The following is an 18,103-nucleotide window of genomic DNA, read 5'->3' as shown; positions in this document are numbered from 1 at the left end:
CGCCGTTTTTTTTGCCGCACCACCAGCCGGCGGTTAAAGGGTGATACGGGCCGCCTTCATCGCATCTACCTCCGCCTCGCTATAGCCCAGCGAGCGCAGCACCCGGCCACCGTCACTTCCCAATGCCCCCCCTACCCGCGTGGGACGGGAATGGCTGCGGGAAAAACGCAGTGGGCTGGCGGGCTGGGGTTGCAGGCTACCATCCTCCCGGGGGACCTCCACCACCATCTCCCGGGCAACCAGCTGTGGATGCTGACTCGCCTCCGCCAGTGACAACACCGGCTCTACACAGGCATCCAGGGCGGCAAAGCGCTCGCACCAGTAGGCGAAATCCTGGTCGGCAAAGGCCTCCGAGAGGCGCTGTTTGATCTGCTGCTGCACCCTTGGGTCGGGTGAGAGTCCCTGGCTGGCGAACTCCTCGCATCCCAGCGCCTGGCAGAGCTGGGCCATAAACTGCGGCTCCAGGCTACCCACCGCAAAATAGCGCCCATCGCGGGTGCGGTAGTAGTCGTAGAAACTACCGCCATTGAGGGCGGTGCTCTCCAGCTCCGCCTCGACGCCGCCACCCAGCCAAGCGGCCCCCGCCATGGCGTTCATGGCAAAGCTGGCATCGGTCATACTGATATCGATGGACTGCCCCTCACCACTGCCCTGACGCTCGATCACCGCCGCCAGAATCCCCATCACCGCGTGGAAACTACCGCCACCGACATCCGCTACCTGGACCCCGATCGGGCAAGGTCCGGTGTCGCGTCGGCCGGTATAGCTGCTGACCCCGGCGGTAGCCAGGTAATTGATGTCATGACCGGCACGGTCACGATAGGGCCCGGTCTGGCCGTAGCCGGTCACCGAGCAGTAGATGAGGCGCGGATTGATCGCGCGCAGGGTTTCGTAGTCGAGCCCCAGGCGAGCCATAACGCCGGGACGGAACTGTTCCACCAAAATATCGTACTCCAGCACCAGTCGCTTCACGACCTCAACGGCCTCGGGCTGTTTCAGGTCCAGCGCCAGGGAGGCTTTACCCCGGTTAAGGTAGGCATGAGCGGTGGAGGTTCCGGCATCCATCGGCGGTAACAGCTTCACCAGGTCGGGACGGGTCGGCGACTCGATGCGCAAGACATCGGCCCCCATGTCGGCCAACATCATGGTGGCATAGGGTCCGGGTAACAGGGTTGAAAAATCGAGGACCTTGAGGCCCTTTAACGCTCCATTCATTGTTTACGGCGACTCCCATTCTACGGTTCCGGTACGGGGTGATTCGATCCAGCTCTGGTAGACCTCCTCCACCCGGTTACGTTTGATCTTCAGGGTCGGTGTCATCATCCCATTTTCGATGGTCCAGGGGTCGGCGGCAATCAGCAGGGCATCGGTCTGCTCATGATGCTCCACCCGTCGATTTACCGCCTGGCGGGTTTTTTCCAGCTGCGCCTCGACCGTCGCCCGGGGCTGTTGATTACCCATCTCCGACAGCTCAACCACCGCCACCGGCTGCGCCAGGCTGCGCCCGACCAGGCAGACCTGTTCCACCAACTCGTTTTCACTGATCAGGCTCTCGATAGGCGCCGGCGAGACAAACTTCCCTTTCGAGGTTTTAAAGCTGTCCTTGATACGGCCGGTGATGCGCAAAAATCCATCGGCATCAATCTCACCCTGGTCGCCAGTATGGTAAAACCCACCCTGCAACACCTCATCGGTTTTCTCCCGGTCAAGGTAGTAGCCCAGCATCAACGCGCGACTGCGAAACAGGATCTCCCCCTGAGCGGATATCTTCACCTCGTTGTGGGGCATGACCTGAATATGCCCGAGGGTACCACGACGGTAACGCTTAGGCAGGTTGATCACCCCGTAGGCCATGTTCTCGGTCATGCCATAGCCCTCGCTGATGCGAATGCCGATGCGCTGGTACCAGTCGAGCAATGCCATGGCGATGGGCGCAGCCCCTGAAACCACCACCCGTGCCCGCGACAACCCCAGCTGGGTACGTATTTTACGCGCAACCAGAGACCCCAGAATCGGTATCCTCAGCAAGCGGTTCAAGCGCGCCTGTGGCAGCTTTTGTAGTACGCCCAACTGGAATTTGGTCCATAACCTGGGCACCGCAAAGAAGATGGTTGGCTGCACCGCTACCAGGTCCTGGGCAAAGCTCTCCAGTGAGGCGGGAAAGGAGACCTGGGCACCGGCGTAGAGGCTATTGCCCTCCACAAAAAAGCGCTCCGCAATGTGAGACAGCGGCAGGAAGGAGAAGAAGTGATCGCTCTGCTTGAGGGGTAAAAAGCTGACCGCGTGGGTACAGGCGAAGCCAAAGTTACCGAAACTGTGCATCACCCCTTTGGGGTTGCCGGTGGTACCCGAGGTGTAGACGATAGTCATCAGCTCATCACTGTCGGGTAAGGGGGATGCCTCCATCGGCTCATAGAGCCGCAGCAGGTCGTCCCATTGATGGTCTGCCGGCATCGTCTCGTAAGGCAGGGCAATTCGAATCAGGGTACCGGGTATCCCCGCCTCCATGGAATCCCAGTCATCGAGGCGACCGACAAAGATCGCCCGGGCATCGCAATGGTGCAGGGTATAGGCGATGGTATCGGCATGCTGGGAGGGGTAAAGCGGTACACTGACGTAACCAGCCAGCATGATCGCGAGGTCGGCAATCAGCCATTCGGCGCAGTTTTTCGACAGCAGCGCGATCCGGGCGCCCGGCTCAAACCCTTTATCCTTAAGGGCACTGGCCATGGTTCGGGCCTGCTGGCCCACCTCCTTCCAACTCAGCTCACGGAAGCCCTCACCCGTGGACTGGCGCAGGTAAACCCGGTCGGGACAACTGCGCTCCCAGTGATAGAACATCTCCAGTGGGGTCTTGTAACTCTGTAACGGCTCCGACTGCCCCTCACCGGTCTCCACAACGGCCTGACTCATGCTGCCTCCGTTTATTTTTTTTGTGTAACAGCGAAGGCCAACTTACCAAGCAAGTGCTTGGTTGGCAAGAAGAGAGCCTTCTGTTGCGGGTTACAGCGACCAAAACCGACGAAAAGCGGAGAGTACAATAAGGTTGTTGAAACGGACCGAGTGGTCCTGCCGGCCGCTCAGGTGCTCCTCCCACATACGCCGCAGGGCATCCAGATTGTAGATCCCCTCAGCCATTTGCGGGTCCATCAGGCGCTTGAAAAACCACTCGGTGTCCTGGCGAATGTCCTCGTCATGGTGCACCAGCAGACCCCGGTTGTGCGGTCCCAGCCAGCCTCCGCTGGCCGCCACCAGCCCGCGCCCCCCCCCCCTGAGCAGAAGGTTCAGGCGCCAACGTGCCCCCTCGGAGAGATTGCTTTGGAGCACCCGCTGGCGCAGGCCACCGATCAGGTCCAGCCGTGCCCCACCCGAGCCGGCCTGCAGTGGTTGCAGCCGGCTACTCCCCGCCACTGGCAGGGCCGCGAGGGTTGGGGAGATACGCTCGATCAGGGAGCGGTACGCCCGTTGCTGCTCCTTCCAATGGGCGGGCATATTGAGCCAGTTGCGCACCAGCTCATAATCACACAGGGGAGCACAGACACGAAAACGAGTTTCCAACACATTTAACTGGTAACTGACGTAGCGCCGCTGTCGGTGCCAGAACTCGAGCAGCTGCGCCTTGTCGGCAAAGGTGTCGGCACAGGCACTGTCAAAGGCCTCCAGCATGGTCTGTTGCAAGCGCTCATAACCCTCTCGCACCTGCGGGTGAACCACCACCGCCTCGAGATCCCGGGCGCTGAACCCCTTTCTGACGTAAAGCTTTTGCCACAGGTACTGCAGGGAGCGGTCACGGCCCTCCTGCGGGTGAAGTCGTTTCTTGGAGGAGATCCAGTCACCCGCATAACCACTGACCAGGGTACTTCCTTCAACCCCCGCCTCCAGCAGGCGGAACAGGGGGAAAGCCTCAATAGAGATTTCGCCATCAGCGAGGGTTAATGCCTGCGCCTGATAACGCTGGTAAAGCCGCGCGGGCAGGTCCAGCCGCTGGTGTCGAATCCCCAGCGTTTTCGCCACCCGTCGGCCGATGCGCCGATCGTAACTGTGGGCGTGGCCGTAACTGAAACTATGGGTCATGGGTCGCAGCGCCGCCGGCAACAGCCCGGCCAGCAGACGGGAATCCAACCCACCGGAAAGGGGCAGTGTCAGCTCGTCACTCTCCCCGACCTGACGCTGTAGCGCGTGTTCCAGCAGTGGCTGTAATGCCTCAGCCCCCCCCTCCAGGTCACCACGGGTGGGGTCGATGGAGGGTGCCCAGTAGCAGCGCTGGGTATAGCCCTCGGGCCCCCAACTCAGATGGGCTGCCGGGGCAATAAGGCGTACGCCCTCCAGCAGGCTGTGTTCGTCACACAAATGGCTGGTGATCAATAGCTGGGCCGCCCCGTAGGGATCGAGCCGGGGATGAAAAGCCCTCACATGGCGCAGGGCGCTCAGATGGCTGCAAAACAGCCGGCAATCCTTTAGATCGGTGACATAGAGTTTACGCAACCCAAGCGGGTCACCGATCAACTCGAGCCGCTGGTGCTGTTCATCCAGTACCCACACCATATAACGGCCATTCAATCCCTCCAACGCCCCGGAGCCCTGTATAAGATAACGCTCCAATAGCTGGTCGGCGGTCAGCGCCTGTTCGCCATAGCAATCCCCGATCAGCACCAGGGTCAGGCGATCGCGGCGGGCAAATGGCTCCGCTCTCCAGCGACTCCAACTCAAGGCTATGCATCCAAAAAATCCTTCCAGGACCGCACACAAGTTCGTACCCGAGGCATTGACTGCCGCCTCCAGCTCAGTGCGTACGCCCGCACCCAGCGGCAGCCCTGGCGCCACCGCCGCCGCTATCTGCCAGCTCACCAGGGCACCTCAAGCGCTCCTGCCACCCCTTTCCCCTGTACCAACATTCCATCTTCCTGACTGAGGTTTTGCGCTCAGTATAGCCGAGCAGCCGAAGGGCTCCCCGCTTCAGCAGGAAACGCCAGAGCAGTTCAACCCGACCGCTGGCCGGTGGCGCGGTTGCCAAGCTTCCAGAAAGCGTACACACTGCCCATCGACAAGAACAACCAACGGCTTTATCGGGCATGCAAAATCACACCATCCCCCACCATTTCGTAATGGCTTTACTGGCGGGGGCTGAGCGGCGAGGACGATCGGCAGCGAGTATTGTGCAGAAGGCGCAGCTCCCTACCGAACTACTGGCAGAGAGGGGGATACGGGTGACCGCTAGCCAGTATGCTCGCCTGGTCCGTACCCTGTGGCAGGAGCTGGATGACGAATTTGGCGGCTTCGGCCCCCATCCCAGCCGGCAGGGCACCTTTGCCATGATGAGCCTGGCGATCATCCACTGTACCACCCTTGAGCAAGCACTGCGTCGGGCCAGTCGCTTCTACGGGCTGTTCCCCGGCGCCCCGACCTTCCAGCTTGGTCGCGAAGGGGAGCAAGCGGTTCTTGAGCTGGATATAGAGTCCCGGACCGATCCCCTGCATTATTTGTCCGAGTCGCTGCTGGTGATCTGGTCCCGTTTCAGTAGCTGGCTGATCGGGCGACGCATACCGCTGGAGGCGGTGGAGCTCGGCTATGAGGCGCCTGCCCACGCCGCCGACTACCGGCAGCTGTTCTCCTGCCCACACTACTTTGGCCGCAAGGCTACGCGATTGATTTTTCCGGCCTCTTTTCTGCAGCTTCCCATCCTGCAGGATGAGCGCACCCTCAAACAGTTTCTCCAAACCTCGCCCGCCCAACTGCTGGCAAAGCCCGATTATGGCAACAGTATTACCGGTATTATCCGCAGCCGCCTGGGCAAGGATTTCAGCCGCCCTTTCCCCGACTTTGAACAGATTTCACAGAGTCTATACCTGACCCCACAAACCCTCAGGCGTCGCCTGCGGGATGAGGGGACCTCCTACCAGGAGATCAAGGACAACCTCCGTCGTGATGCGGCCATCTACCACCTTGAGCGCAACCAGTTGTCGATCAACCAGATCGCCCATGAAGTGGGTTTTTCAGAACCCAGCACCTTTCACCGTGCATTCAAAAAGTGGACCGGTGTAACGCCGGGCGCCTACCGCGATAGTGATGAGAACTCATAATATTGCAACTACCGGCTTTAACCCCTTAACCCTCGTATTGATTACTACCCAAGGAGTACCCCCATGAACCGTCGCCTTAGTACCCTGTTAATGACCCTGTTACTGGGGTTTTCATCCATCACCCAGGCGGATAACCCCAGAGTCAAAATGGAGACCAGCGCGGGAAGCTTTACGATTGAGCTGTTTGCCGATGAAGCCCCCCTGAGCAGCGCCAACTTTTTACAGTATGTGGACGCAGGTTTTTACAACGGCCTGATTTTTCACCGGGTGATTCCCAACTTTATGGCCCAGGGGGGAGGGTTCGAGCCGGGCATGCTGCGTCGCCAAACCCGAGAGACGATAAAGAACGAAGCCAATAACGGGCTCAAAAACACCCGCGGCACCCTGGCGATGGCGCGCACCGGGGACCCCCACTCCGCCACGTCCCAGTTTTTCATTAACGTGGCCGACAACCCTTACCTAAATTTCAGTAGCGAAAGCCAGAGCGGGTGGGGCTACGCGGTATTCGGCCGGGTGGTCGAAGGGATGGAGGTGGTGGATCGTATCGTCATGAGCCCTACAGGTAACCGCGGTCCGTTCCAGAATGTTCCCCGCGAAGATATCCTGATCATTGGCACCAGCCGCATCGAATAAGCCCTTTATTCGTCGGTGGCCTCGCGGGACCACCGGCGAATCTGCCCGATCTCCTGCGTCTCGATGCCCAACCCCTGCAGAAAATCCTCGTGGGCCTCCGTCGCCTGGCGCTCGAACTCAACGTGCCAGCGGCGCATATCGGCCTCACTCATCCCCGCCGCGGCCAGTAGCCTGACCCAGCCCTGTTTGTCGAGGGTGCGGCACTCCTGCAACCTAGAGCGATCCTGCAACAGGCTCACCAACAGCCGTTGCTGGTCCCGTAGCGCCTGGATCTCCCGATTAATGGTCTGCAGGCGCTGCTCGAGCAGCGCCTGCATCTCTCCCCCGTCGCCATCGAGCAGCGCGGCAATCCGGTCCAAAGCGATCCCCGCCTCCCGGTAGCGCTGGATCGACGCCATACGGCGCTGATCCCCAGACCCATATAGACGGTAGTTGGCGGCAGAGCGAAGCGAGGGGGAAAGCAGGCCGATACGGTCGTAATAGAGCAATGCGCTGCGCGAAAGTCCAAACCGGCGGCTCATCTCACCGATGGTAATAGCGGAGTCCGGCATCCCTACTCCTGACCCGTTGCCGACTCACGGGACCAGCGGCGAATCCGTTCCACCTCCTGCGCACTCTCCCCCAGCCAGGTTAAAAAGCTGGCATGCCCCTCGGGGTAGCGCGCTTCAAACAGCTGGTGCCAGCGTTGCATAGTCGCCTCGTTCAGGCCCGTGGCCTCAAACAGCTCTACCCACTGCTCCTTGCTGATCCCCCCCTGGGGTGGGTTCATGGGCTGATTCATGGGTGTTCTCCTGTTGTTGATGGGTTTGAGGGCAGTCTCAACCATGAAGCCGTAGACAGGTCAAATCCCGCCGGTTCAGGCTTCGCTGGAGGCCAACCGGAGGGGGGGGCGAATCGGCAGGTGCACCAGGGCCGCCACCACGCCCAGTGCGGCGCTGAGGATCCAGATCAGGTCATAGTTGCCCGTGGTATCGAAGACCCAGCCGGCCAACCAGGCCCCCACAAAGGCCCCCACCTGGTGGCTGAACATCACCCAGCCGAACAGGCTGGCCAGTCTCTGGATGCCAAAATACTGCGCCAGGCTGCCACTGGTCAGGGGGACAGTGGAGAGCCAGAGCATGCCCATTACCGCGGCGAACAGATAGAAGCTGAGGGCGGTTTTGGGGGCCAGCATAAAAACGACCACCAGCAGCGCCCGCATCAGGTAGATGAGCGAAAGCAGATAGGGTTTGTGGTGGCGCCCCCCCAGCCAGCCGGCGAGGATCACCCCCCCCACATTCACCAGGCCGATCAACGCCAGGGCGTTACCCGCCACCTCGGGCTGCAGACCGCAGATCGCCACCAGGTTCGGCAGGTGCACCGAGATAAAGGCCACATGAAACCCGCACACAAAAAAACCGGTAGCCAGCAGCCACAACCGCGCATCGCGATAGCTGGCCGGCAGACTGAGAGGGGGACTGGCGACGGCCCCCGCCTCCCGGGGCGACCTCAACCAGGGTGAGAACAGGAGGATAATAAGGGTACAAGCCGCCAGCAACAGCAGCGCCAACGACCAACCGTAGTGTTCGGTGGCCCATTGGGTGAGCAGTGCGAAAAGGAACTGGCCACTGGAGCCGCCGGCACTGACAATACCGAGAGCGAAGGAGCGCCGGTGTTCATCGACCAGCCGACCCACCGCCGCCAGCACCACCGGGAAGGTGGTCGCCCCCACCCCTACCCCCACCAGCAGGCCGTTACTGAGCTGGTAGAGCCAGTAGCTCTCGCTCAGCGCCAACAACACCAGGCCGAATACGTAAATCAGGCCGCCGACCAGCAACACCCGTTGAGTGCCGTAACGCTCGGCCGCCAGCCCCGCAAAGGGGGCCACCGCGCCCCACACCAGGTTCTGTACGCCAAAGGCGAGGGATAGATCGCCGAGGGGCCAGCGCAACTGCTGGGCCATATCCGGCAACAGCAGCCCCATCGACTGCCGCACCCCCATATTGATTGCCAGAATGGCAAAACCGGCTGCCACCGCCAGCAGCAGGGTCTGGCGGGTCGATGGCGGTGCCGTCGAGGGCGGGGACGTTTCGCTCACCGCTACCGGCTCCTCTCAGCTGATATCCGCCCTTGCCTCCGCTTCAAAATCACCCTCGATGCCTCCTGTGCGCTCCAATTCCGGCATAATACCCGGATAGTGGCGCTCGTACTCCTTCAACAACAGTGCCAGCGGCAGATCGGCGTACTGGCCATGATCGGTGACGTACTCCATATGGCGCTGGCCACTGGCATCGAAGGGGTGAAAAATCGAATCGGTACGGCCATCAAACTCCAACGGCTTGACCCCGGTCTTTTCACAGAGGGAAAGGTTAAAGGCCGGGGTGGCTTTCACCCAACGCCCCTCGATCCAAAGCTCCACATAACCGTGCCAGGCAAACAGGTCACTTCCCATCACTTCCCGTAGCTTATCGGAGGTCAGGTGATTGCGTACATCGGCGAATCCCAGCCGGGTGGGGATGTTCAGCACCCGCCCCATGGCGGCCATCAGCACCGCTTTGGAGACGCAGTAACCATAGCCGTTGGCCAGGGTGGCGCTGGCACGCGCACTTTCCAGACGGGTAGCGATTCGATAGGGGTCGTAACGGATGCCATCACGAACCGCGTAGTAGATCGCTACCGCCTGTTCCCGAACACCCTCTATGCCCTCCACAGAAACCTGGGTGAAACGGCGCACTTGAGGGTGGTCGCTGTCGATGGCCGGGGTGGGGGTCAGGTAGGTATCCAGAGTCATAAGGGGCTCACCAGGAGGTCAGGAAAAGGGCGCATGGCGCGATGGTTCACCTGAGTGTCCGCCAGCCGGCGGGACGATGCAATGGCCGAGAGCGGCCCCTGAATTGGCAAAAAGCATCAAGGCTGTACAGGAAAAAAGGGGTCGGCCAATGAGAATCCCTTCACTAAGCCTTCATAAAACGGGCCGCCCCTATAGAAAAACCGGCAGAACAAGACCTGTGCCGCACCACTGCAAACCCAATGCCTTTTATAATTATTCTTTATTGATCAATCGATTAGAGGAAGCCATGGGGATCAGACTGCGCTACTGTTAAAGACACTGACAGTCGCTGATTGCGCCTCTGGCCGCTCTCTATACTCAAACTTCCTACACAACGGGCGCCCCTTCGCGGTGCTCACCGGGTGAGGCCACTACACATCATGAGTCTGGCAACCAAAGTATTGCTGGGGCTGCTTGCGGGTATCGCCTGCGGCCTGTTACTGGGTGAGCTGACCGCTCCGTTGGAGTGGGTCGGCAAGATCTTCCTGATGCTGCTGCAGATGACGGTATTGCCCTACATCCTCACTTCGGTGATGTTCGGGGTCGGCTCCCTTAAACGCCATGAGATACTGCCCATCGCCAAATACGGTGGCCTTGCATTGCTGCTGATGTGGGCTACCACCATCGTACTGCTGCTGCAGGCGGGCTTCGCCCTGCCCACCCGGGTCAGTGCCAGCTTCTTCAGCCTCTCCTGGCTGGAGCCCGACACCACAACCCTGGCGCTGGATAGTTTCATCCCCGCCAACCCCTTCCAGTCCCTTACCCAGCAGTCGGTGCCGGCGGTGGTGCTGTTCAGTGTCGCTATGGGGATCGCCATCATCGGCATGGATAACAAGAAACGCATCCTCGAGGGTCTCGAACTGGCCCGTGACCTGATCAGTAGCCTGTCGGTGCTGGTGGTTCGGTTCACCCCCTACGGGGTGTTTGCCATCACCGCCGCCGCCGCAGGCAGTCTCAACCTGGAGGAGCTCAAGGGCATCTATGTGTTTGTCACTTTGCTGTCGGTAATGTCGCTGTTCCTGGTGTTCTGGGCCTTTCCCCACCTGATCAAAAACCTGACCCCCTTCCGCTACACCGAGGTCATGGCCTGCAGCCGGGATGCCCTGGTCACTGCCTTTGCGACCGGTAACCTGTTTGTGGTGCTGCCGATGATCAGCTACCGCACCCAGCAGCTGGCCAGGCAGCATGCCACCGCACGCAAGCGACGACTGTCGATCATCGATGTGATCGTCCCCATCAGCTACAGTCTGCCCACGGCCGGCAAGATGCTGGGCTATATCTTCGTGATCTTTGCCGGCTGGTTCAGCGGCAAGGACCTGGCTCTGGCCGACTACCCGACGCTGGCTCTGCTGGGGATCAGCAGCTTCTTCAGCCCCATGATCCTCTCCATCCCCGAGCTACTGCAGCAATTCCATATCAACCCGGACACCTTCAAACTCTATCTGCTGACCGACCAGATTCTCTTCAACCGTTTCGCGGCGCTGGTGGGGGTGATGTTTATCGTTGGAATGGCCCTGATTGTAGGTGCCGGCGCTACCCGTATGCTGCGGGTCAGCTGGCGCCGGGTGAGCTACGCCTTTCTGTTTACCGCCGCCTTAATGGCAGCCCTGATCGGCCTGCTCTACGCCACCTTCTCCTCTATCGACTACCAATACAACGGCTACCAGCTGTTTATCGAACGTAAGCTGATGGCCCCCCCCGTCCCCCACCAGGTGGTCCGCTCAGTGCCCGACACCGTGCTGAACGCCCCTCGCATCTCCACCCAGCCCGTCCTCAAGCGAATCCGCGAGCGTGGATTTCTGCGGGTGGGTTACTACCGGGACTGGCTACCCTATGCCTTCCATAATGTGAACGGCGATCTGGTCGGCTACGACATCGAAATTTTCCAACAGATGGCCCGCGATCTCGGGGTAGAGATTGAGTTTGTGAATATCTATCGCAATGAGGTCGAGCACTTATTGAATAATGGCTACCTGGATATCGCCTCCGGGGTCGCCTCCAGCCCCAACCACCTCAAGCGCTTTACCCTGTCCCCGGCCTATACCCTGGAGCTGATGTCCCTTATGGTACCCTACGAGAGGCGTCGGGAATTCCGCAGTTGGGGTGAGCTACGAGAAAAGGAGAGCCTGGTGATCGGTATACCCGATGGTTTCACCGATGCCGTTGATCTCGAAAAAATCCTGCCCACAGCCACGCTCTGGGAGATATCCACCCCCCGCATGTTCTTTCGTGACAGCGAGGAGATGGCCAAGTACGATGCCCTGCTGTTTGGGGTAACGGCCGCTGCGGGCTGGGGCATGATCAACCCGGACTACAGCATCAGCCTGCCGCAGCCGGAGCGGCTGTTCGTCCCCCTCGCCTTCCCCCTGGCACGGAACGATATGGCATTTGAGCTCTATGTACGTAGCTGGCTGGAACTGCGTACCGTGGATGGCACACTCGACCGGTTTTTCAACTACTGGATCAAGGGGGAAACCGGGGCAACCCGGCCGCCCCGATGGTCCCTGTGGCAATCGCTGTTGGGCGACACCCCCTCCCAGCAACCGGAGAGTGGGCGCATGCTCCCCCCGGGAAACTCCCGGGGGGAGTAAGCCCTACTCGAATCGATGGCCGCTGGCTGCCATCTCCTGGAGGAGTGCCGGCGGTTCAAAGCGCTCCCCGTACTGCTCGCTCAGGTAGCGCGCCCGATCGACAAAGGAGGCCAGCCCATACTGGTTGATGAACTGCAGTGCACCACCGCTCCAGGCCGCAAAGCCGATGCCGAAGATGCTGCCGATGTTGGCATCGGGCACCGAACGCAGCACCTTCTCCTCCAGGCAACGAACCGTTTCGATCGCCTGGATAAAGAGCAGGCGATCACGCACATCCTGCCGACTGATCTGCTGCTCACTACGGACGAACTGCTCCTTTAAACCACTCCACAGCCGTTTTTTACCGCCCTCGGGGTAGTCATAAAAGCCTGCGCCCGCCGCCCGACCGGGACGTTTGAGCTGATCGACCATGGTGTCGATCACTGCGATAGCAGGGTGAGCGGGCATAACTTTGCCCTCGGCGGCCAGGTCGGACTCAGTCTGTGCACGGATATGCTTCATCAGGCTCATGCTGACCTCGTCGGAGATCGCCAACGGCCCAACCGGCATACCCGCCTTGACCGCTTCCTTCTCGATCAGGGCGGGTTCGACCCCCTCCCCCAGCATGGCAATCCCTTCGTTAGTGAAGGTACCGAATACGCGAGAAGTGAAAAATCCTCGGCTATCATTCACCACGATAGGGGTTTTGCGAATCTGCAGTACAAAGTCGAAGGCCTTGGCCAGCACTTCGTCGGAGGTCTTTTCTCCACAGATGATCTCCACCAGCGGCATCTTGTCCACCGGCGAGAAGAAGTGCAGACCGATAAAGCGGCTGGGGTCCGGCACCGCCTCGGCGAGGCCGGTGATCGGCAGGGTCGAGGTGTTGGAAGCGATCAGGGCATCGGGGTTACAGATCGACTCTGCCTCACGGGTCACTTGTGCCTTGAGTGCTCGATCCTCGAACACCGCTTCGATAATAAGGTCGCAACCGGCAAAGTCACCACTGTTGTCGGTGGCCTGGATACGCGCCAGCACCTCATCCATCTTCTGCTGGGTCATGCTGCCGCGGGCAACCCGCTTGGCCAGCAACCCTTCGCTATAGCTCTTGCCCTTGGTGGCGCTCTCAAGGGCGACATCCTTGAGGACCACATCGATACCGCTGATGGCGCATTGGTAGGCGATGCCGGCTCCCATCATGCCAGCTCCGATCACCCCCACCTTGTGGGTCTGGCTGGGCGCAAAGCCGTCCGGGCGGGAACCACCGGCCTTGATATGATTAAGCTGGAACCAGAAGGTATTGATCATGTTCTTGGCCACCGGCGACATCACCAGCTCGGTGAAGTAGCGGCTCTCGATGAGGCAGGCGTTATCGAAATCGACCTGGGCCCCCTCAACCGCCGCCGCCAGGATCTTCTCCGGAGCAGGGAAACAACCCTTGGTTTTCTGCCGCAGCATGGAGGGTGCGATGGAGAGCATCTGGAACACATGGGGGGAAGAGGGAGTGCCCCCCGGCAGGCGATAGCCCTTCTCATCCCAGGGCTGCTGCGCCTTAGGGTTGGCCTTGACCCACTCCTTCGCGCGGCTGACCAGCTCCTCCGGGGAAGCAACCAGCTCGTGCACCAGGCCCGCCTTAAGTGCTGCCTCGGGTTTAACCTGCTTGCCCTCCATCAGGTAGGGCAGCGCCTTCTCCAATCCCAATAGACGGACCATCCGCACCACCCCCCCGCCACCGGGCAGCAGTCCCAGGGTGACCTCCGGCAGTCCGATGCTCACCTTGGGGCTGTCAAGACAGATGCGGTGGTGACAGGCCAGGGCCAGCTCCCAGCCGCCACCCAGTGCAGCGCCATTAATCGCCGCCACCATCGGCTTACCGAGGGTTTCAAGCCGACGCATACCCGCCTTGAGGCGGTTTACCATCTCATAGAAAGGGGCCGCCTCCGCCACCGAGATCAACTCATTGAGGTCACCGCCGGCAAAAAAAGTACTCTTGGCGCTGGTCAGCACAATGCCGCTGATATCCGCCTGCTCGGCCTCAATCCGCACCACGACCTCCTCGAAGGCGGCGCGGAAATCGGCGTTCATGGTATTGGCCGACTGGCCCGGGTTGTCGAGCACCAGGGTGACGATGTTGTCGGCATCTTTTTCAAATCGAATTGCACTCATGTTTCTATCCCCTATACCCGTTCCACGATTGTTGCGATACCCATACCACCACCGACACAGAGGGTAGCCAGGCCATAGCGCTGTCCACGTGCCTCCAGCTCGTCGATGAGGGTGCCCACAATCATCGCTCCCGTAGCGCCCAGGGGGTGGCCCATGGCGATGGAGCCTCCGTTGACATTCACACTGGCCGGATCGACCCCCATATCCTTGATGAACTTCAACACCACCGAGGCAAAGGCCTCATTGACCTCAAACAGGTCGATCTCATCCACACTCATGCCCGCCCGGGCCAGGGCCTTGCGCGCGGCGGGTGCAGGACCGGTCAGCATGATGGTGGGGTCGGTACTGGTGACGGCGGTGGCCACAATGCGTGCCCGCGGGGTCAGACCCAGCTCACGCCCCTTGCGCTCGCTGCCGATCAGCACCGTGGTGGCGCCGTCGACAATGCCGGAAGAGTTGCCGGGGGTATGAACATGGTTGATACGCTCGATGTGGGAGTAGACCCGCAGGGCGGTGTCGTCGAAACCCATGGCCCCCATCGCCTCGAAGGAGGGTCGCAGCTGGGCCAACCCCTCCATGGTGCTCTGGGGTTTGATGAACTCATCCCTGGCCAGCAGCACAATGCCATTCTGGTCAGTGACCGGCACCACCGAGCGATCAAAGCGCCCGCTGTCACGGGCGGCAGCGGCTTTTTGCTGGGACCCCAGTGCAAAGCGGTCAACCTCCTCACGGCTGAACCCCTCGATAGTGGCGATCAGGTCGGCGCCGATCCCCTGGGGTACAAAATCGGTGTGAATATTGGTGGCCGGATCCGCGACCCAGGCTCCGCCGTCGGAGCCCATGGGCACCCGCGACATCGATTCGACGCCGCCACAAACCACCAGGTCTTCCCAACCAGAGGCCACCTTCATGGCCCCCATATTCAGGGCCTCCAGCGCCGAGGCACAAAAACGGTTGATCTGGACACCCGCCACCGATATATCCCAATCAGCCACGCTGGCCGCGGTCTTGGCGATATCCGCCCCCTGGTCACCCACCGGGGTCACGCAGCCCAGTACAATATCATCCACCTGGGAGGTATCCAGGTCATGGCGCTGCTGCAACTCGGTTAACAACCCCGCCACCAGATCCACCGGCTTGACGGTATGAAGGGATCCATCCTTCTTCCCCTTACCCCTGGGGGTTCGGATGGCATCAAAGATAAAGGCTTCTGTGCTCATAGGTTCCTCATTGGCCCTGACCACTCGCGTGGAACGGCTCGTTGTTATGTGTGTTGGGAGGCGCTGCCGTTACCGGGACCGGCCCGCAAGCAAGCCCGGTTTCAGCTCTGTCTCACACCCTACTGGATCGCCATTGGCATTGACGATGGCCGCAATGGTCAATCCCAGTGACCGAATAGGACAGCCAGGGTCCCCGCTTGCCAGCGCGTCAAGCCGGACGGTACAATGGCTGCTGATTCATTCATGCATCAAGAGAAGGACTGACGTCCTCTCCAACCTGCCCCTAGGCAAGGTGGATTCCGGTAACGGAGATGTGGCCCCCGCGGCAACCATCTAGGATTTCCCCGTACCTTAACGTCAGTTCTCTGTTTATTGGAGAACAGTATGTCTATCAGACCCATTGTGGCAGAGCTCCCCGCTTGCCAGCCCCGGCAACCGTCAAGGGAGGCGCCCGCCCAGGTGATTGAGCACCTCCACTATCACTGCCCGCTCTACTGCTGGCTCTCCAGCGCGCGCTATCGCGAGGGCGAGGCGGTGGTGTTTCTCTACATCGAATACCGCGATGCTACCCGCGCCAGCCGTTATCGCCAGTGGCGCTTTGCCTCCATTGAGCAGGCACAACAGTTTCTCGGGCAACAGGCTTCAACGGTGGTTCTGCCACAGATCAGCGGTCTGCGCACCCGCCAGCAACCCATTACGGGCCCTGCCCCGGACCCGGCCGCAACCGCCGCCTGACACTTCCAGTCGCTGGCCCTGGCCGTGCCGCAGTCGATGGCGCTAGGCTTCAATCATCAGGATGCGCCGCAGGATGGGGGTCAGGCCGCTTATAAAAAACTCGACCCCGATCACCATCACGATCAGCCCCATGATCCGCAACAGGACCTTGTTACCGCTCTCCCCCAGCCGATCCATGATCGGCGTGGCAAACAGCAGGAACAGGTAGGTCACCAGGGACACCAGCGCAATCGAGACAAAAAGCACCAGGTGGTACTCCACCCCCCCGTGGGTGCTCATCAGGATGATGACCGATGCGATGGCTCCGGGCCCGGCAATCAGAGGAATGGCAATCGGGGTGATGGCGATATCCTGGGTATAGGACTCCATCTCGTGAAGGTTGTCCTTGTCGAAGCGGATCCTGCTGAGCCGCGCCTGGATCATCTCGTACCCCATAATGAAGAAGATCACCCCACCGACGATGCGCAGGCTGTCAACGGTGATGGAGAAGACACGAAACACAAACTCACCGGTAATGGCGAAGAGCACAAGAATGATGGCCGCTGTGAGGGTCGCTTTGCCCGCCACCCGCCGTGTGATCTTGCGATCCAGCTGCGAGGTCATGGAGGTGAATATGGGGGTGACGCTCAGGGGGTTCACGACCGTAAACAGGGAGGTTACGCAGAGCAAAAAAAACTCCACCATATTGTGCATCATACCCGCGTCCCCATCCCTCTAGTGGTTGCGAACGGGCACCGTTTTGCCTACCCGCTTCGTTCACTATAGACGCCCACCCACCCCCTGCAGCGATCTTTTCATCAGCAAGGGAGTGGCAAGCGCGGCAAATCCCGCCATAATAGCCGGCCCCGGTCGCGCCGGCCCCAAGCGCACCGGACCACTTTGCCTTCAGGATAACCAGTACCCTGAGGATAACTCACCTGTTCGGGAACCCCTTCGTGCAACAGCGATCCGAATCGACCAAGGGCATACTCTTTGCCCTCGCCGCCTTCACCTTCTGGGGTATCGCCCCGATCTACTTCAAGGCGGTCGCTGATGTCCCGCCGTTGGAGGTGCTGGCACACCGCATCCTGTGGTCAGTGCTACTGCTGATGGGGCTGATCACCATCGCCCGCCAATGGACCCTGACCCGGGATCTTCTGCGCGATCCCCGCAAACTAAAGCTCCTTCTCCTCTCGGCGCTGCTGGTAGCGGCCAACTGGTTGACCTTTATCTGGGCCGTGGCCAACGAGCGCATTCTGGAAACCAGCCTGGGGTATTTCATCAACCCCCTGGTCAATGTATTGCTGGGCATGCTGTTTCTGGGCGAGCGTCTCAACCGGGGGCAGACCATCGCCGTGCTGCTGGCGCTCAGCGCCGTGGGCTACCAGCTGCTGGTGCTGGGGAGCATCCCGATGGTGGCACTGATCCTGGCCTTCAGCTTCGGCTTCTACGGACTGGTACGCAAAAAGGTGGCAGTAGCGGCGGTTCCCGGGCTGGCCATTGAGACCCTGCTCCTGCTCCCTCTCTGCCTGGCCTACCTCGGTTACCTGGTGGTTCAGCAGCGCTCCAGCTTCAGCCTGCAACTGCCCGACACCGCTGCACTGTTGATTCTGGCCGGAGTGATTACCACCGTCCCCCTGGTCTGGTTTAACGCCGCCGCTACCCGCCTCTCGCTGGCCACCGTCGGCTTTATCCAGTACCTGGCCCCCTCCATCGCCTTTACCATAGCGATCACCGTCTACCATGAGCCCTTCAGCCATGACAAACTGGTGGTGTTCGGTATTATCTGGACGGCGCTGTTGGTGTTCAGCCTCGACGCCTGGCATCAACAGCGAAAACGCCGCTTGTAAAACAGCAGCCACCCCCCATATTCAGCAGAGGCCGGGCTATTTCAGAGTCCGGCAATTTTTCTTT

The 18,103-nt window shown here is 60.5% G+C and carries 15 protein-coding genes and 1 riboswitch; of the genes, 5 read left to right on the top strand and 10 right to left on the bottom strand.

What is annotated here, in order from left to right; all coding sequences use genetic code 11:
- Window positions 1–33: 33 nt before the first annotated feature.
- From D0544_RS04870 to D0544_RS04860, 3 genes are all read right to left on the bottom strand, one after another.
- The gene (locus D0544_RS04870; protein WP_125014871.1) at window positions 34–1,215 is read right to left on the bottom strand and encodes a CaiB/BaiF CoA transferase family protein; all 1,182 of its coding nucleotides are present in this window, start codon (window positions 1,213–1,215) and stop codon (window positions 34–36) included.
- A gap of 3 nt (window positions 1,216–1,218) precedes the next feature.
- The gene (locus tag D0544_RS04865) at window positions 1,219–2,913 is read right to left on the bottom strand and encodes an AMP-binding protein (protein ID WP_125014870.1); all 1,695 of its coding nucleotides are present in this window, start codon (window positions 2,911–2,913) and stop codon (window positions 1,219–1,221) included.
- A gap of 90 nt (window positions 2,914–3,003) precedes the next feature.
- Entirely contained in the window at window positions 3,004–4,848 is a 1,845-nt protein-coding gene (locus tag D0544_RS04860) for an asparagine synthase-related protein (RefSeq protein WP_125014869.1), read from the bottom strand.
- 224 nt (window positions 4,849–5,072) lie between these two features.
- Here D0544_RS04860 and D0544_RS04855 point away from each other — a divergent pair, with 224 nt between their 5' ends.
- A complete protein-coding gene (locus D0544_RS04855; RefSeq protein ID WP_125014868.1) occupies window positions 5,073–6,080 on the top strand; it encodes an AraC family transcriptional regulator in 1,008 nt (335 codons plus the stop codon).
- Window positions 6,081–6,143: 63 nt separating this feature from the next.
- Window positions 6,144–6,713, top strand: a complete 570-nt coding sequence (locus tag D0544_RS04850) for a peptidylprolyl isomerase (RefSeq protein ID WP_125014867.1) — start codon at window positions 6,144–6,146, stop codon at window positions 6,711–6,713.
- 5 nt (window positions 6,714–6,718) lie between these two features.
- Here D0544_RS04850 and D0544_RS04845 read toward each other — a convergent pair whose 3' ends face one another.
- From D0544_RS04845 to D0544_RS04830, 4 genes are all read right to left on the bottom strand, one after another.
- A complete protein-coding gene (locus D0544_RS04845) occupies window positions 6,719–7,264 on the bottom strand; it encodes a MerR family DNA-binding transcriptional regulator (RefSeq protein ID WP_125014866.1) in 546 nt (181 codons plus the stop codon).
- 2 nt (window positions 7,265–7,266) lie between these two features.
- On the bottom strand, window positions 7,267–7,494 hold the full coding sequence (locus tag D0544_RS04840) for a MerR family transcriptional regulator (RefSeq protein WP_243647246.1): 228 nt from the start codon (window positions 7,492–7,494) through the stop codon (window positions 7,267–7,269).
- 75 nt (window positions 7,495–7,569) lie between these two features.
- Window positions 7,570–8,790, bottom strand: a complete 1,221-nt coding sequence (locus tag D0544_RS04835) for an MFS transporter (RefSeq protein WP_207905761.1) — start codon at window positions 8,788–8,790, stop codon at window positions 7,570–7,572.
- 15 nt (window positions 8,791–8,805) lie between these two features.
- Window positions 8,806–9,483, bottom strand: coding sequence for a transglutaminase-like domain-containing protein (locus D0544_RS04830; protein ID WP_125014865.1), 678 nt, complete (start codon window positions 9,481–9,483; stop codon window positions 8,806–8,808).
- 419 nt (window positions 9,484–9,902) lie between these two features.
- Between D0544_RS04830 and D0544_RS04825 the strand changes: the two genes are divergently transcribed.
- Entirely contained in the window at window positions 9,903–12,113 is a 2,211-nt protein-coding gene (locus D0544_RS04825) for a cation:dicarboxylate symporter family transporter (protein ID WP_125014864.1), read from the top strand.
- A 3-nt stretch (window positions 12,114–12,116) separates the two neighbouring features.
- On the opposite strand, the gene D0544_RS04820 is transcribed toward D0544_RS04825, so the two are convergent.
- A complete protein-coding gene (locus D0544_RS04820) occupies window positions 12,117–14,255 on the bottom strand; it encodes a 3-hydroxyacyl-CoA dehydrogenase NAD-binding domain-containing protein (RefSeq protein WP_125014863.1) in 2,139 nt (712 codons plus the stop codon).
- A gap of 11 nt (window positions 14,256–14,266) precedes the next feature.
- Window positions 14,267–15,475, bottom strand: coding sequence for an acetyl-CoA C-acetyltransferase (locus D0544_RS04815; RefSeq protein ID WP_125014862.1), 1,209 nt, complete (start codon window positions 15,473–15,475; stop codon window positions 14,267–14,269).
- A 240-nt stretch (window positions 15,476–15,715) separates the two neighbouring features.
- Window positions 15,716–15,818, top strand: a riboswitch (SAM-I-IV-variant riboswitch).
- A gap of 41 nt (window positions 15,819–15,859) precedes the next feature.
- On the opposite strand from D0544_RS04815, the gene D0544_RS04810 reads away from it, so the two are divergent.
- A complete protein-coding gene (locus D0544_RS04810; RefSeq protein WP_125014861.1) occupies window positions 15,860–16,210 on the top strand; it encodes a hypothetical protein in 351 nt (116 codons plus the stop codon).
- A gap of 42 nt (window positions 16,211–16,252) precedes the next feature.
- On the opposite strand, the gene D0544_RS04805 is transcribed toward D0544_RS04810, so the two are convergent.
- The gene (locus tag D0544_RS04805; protein WP_207905760.1) at window positions 16,253–16,906 is read right to left on the bottom strand and encodes a MarC family protein; all 654 of its coding nucleotides are present in this window, start codon (window positions 16,904–16,906) and stop codon (window positions 16,253–16,255) included.
- A gap of 239 nt (window positions 16,907–17,145) precedes the next feature.
- Between D0544_RS04805 and rarD the strand changes: the two genes are divergently transcribed.
- Window positions 17,146–18,039, top strand: a complete 894-nt coding sequence (gene rarD, locus D0544_RS04800) for an EamA family transporter RarD (RefSeq protein ID WP_207905759.1) — start codon at window positions 17,146–17,148, stop codon at window positions 18,037–18,039.
- Window positions 18,040–18,103 lie beyond the last annotated feature (64 nt).

This window comes from Aestuariirhabdus litorea (assembly GCF_003864255.1).
Classification (GTDB): Bacteria; Pseudomonadota; Gammaproteobacteria; order Pseudomonadales; family Aestuariirhabdaceae; genus Aestuariirhabdus; species Aestuariirhabdus litorea.
Note: the sequence above shows the minus strand (reverse complement) of the source record. Positions and strands in the feature narration are given on the sequence as shown.

What these genes read in the sequence shown, in the direction of transcription:
- D0544_RS04870 (WP_125014871.1), bottom strand. Translation starts at nt 1,215, where the DNA reads ATGAATGGAGCGTTAAAGGGCCTCAAGGTCCTCGATTTTTCAACCCTG.
- D0544_RS04865 (WP_125014870.1), bottom strand. Translation starts at nt 2,913, where the DNA reads ATGAGTCAGGCCGTTGTGGAGACCGGTGAGGGGCAGTCGGAGCCGTTA.
- D0544_RS04855 (WP_125014868.1), top strand. Translation starts at nt 5,073, where the DNA reads ATGCAAAATCACACCATCCCCCACCATTTCGTAATGGCTTTACTGGCG.
- D0544_RS04850 (WP_125014867.1), top strand. Translation starts at nt 6,144, where the DNA reads ATGAACCGTCGCCTTAGTACCCTGTTAATGACCCTGTTACTGGGGTTT.
- D0544_RS04845 (WP_125014866.1), bottom strand. Translation starts at nt 7,264, where the DNA reads ATGCCGGACTCCGCTATTACCATCGGTGAGATGAGCCGCCGGTTTGGA.
- D0544_RS04840 (WP_243647246.1), bottom strand. Translation starts at nt 7,494, where the DNA reads ATGAATCAGCCCATGAACCCACCCCAGGGGGGGATCAGCAAGGAGCAG.
- D0544_RS04830 (WP_125014865.1), bottom strand. Translation starts at nt 9,483, where the DNA reads ATGACTCTGGATACCTACCTGACCCCCACCCCGGCCATCGACAGCGAC.
- D0544_RS04825 (WP_125014864.1), top strand. Translation starts at nt 9,903, where the DNA reads ATGAGTCTGGCAACCAAAGTATTGCTGGGGCTGCTTGCGGGTATCGCC.
- D0544_RS04820 (WP_125014863.1), bottom strand. Translation starts at nt 14,255, where the DNA reads ATGAGTGCAATTCGATTTGAAAAAGATGCCGACAACATCGTCACCCTG.
- D0544_RS04815 (WP_125014862.1), bottom strand. Translation starts at nt 15,475, where the DNA reads ATGAGCACAGAAGCCTTTATCTTTGATGCCATCCGAACCCCCAGGGGT.
- D0544_RS04810 (WP_125014861.1), top strand. Translation starts at nt 15,860, where the DNA reads ATGTCTATCAGACCCATTGTGGCAGAGCTCCCCGCTTGCCAGCCCCGG.
- D0544_RS04805 (WP_207905760.1), bottom strand. Translation starts at nt 16,906, where the DNA reads ATGATGCACAATATGGTGGAGTTTTTTTTGCTCTGCGTAACCTCCCTG.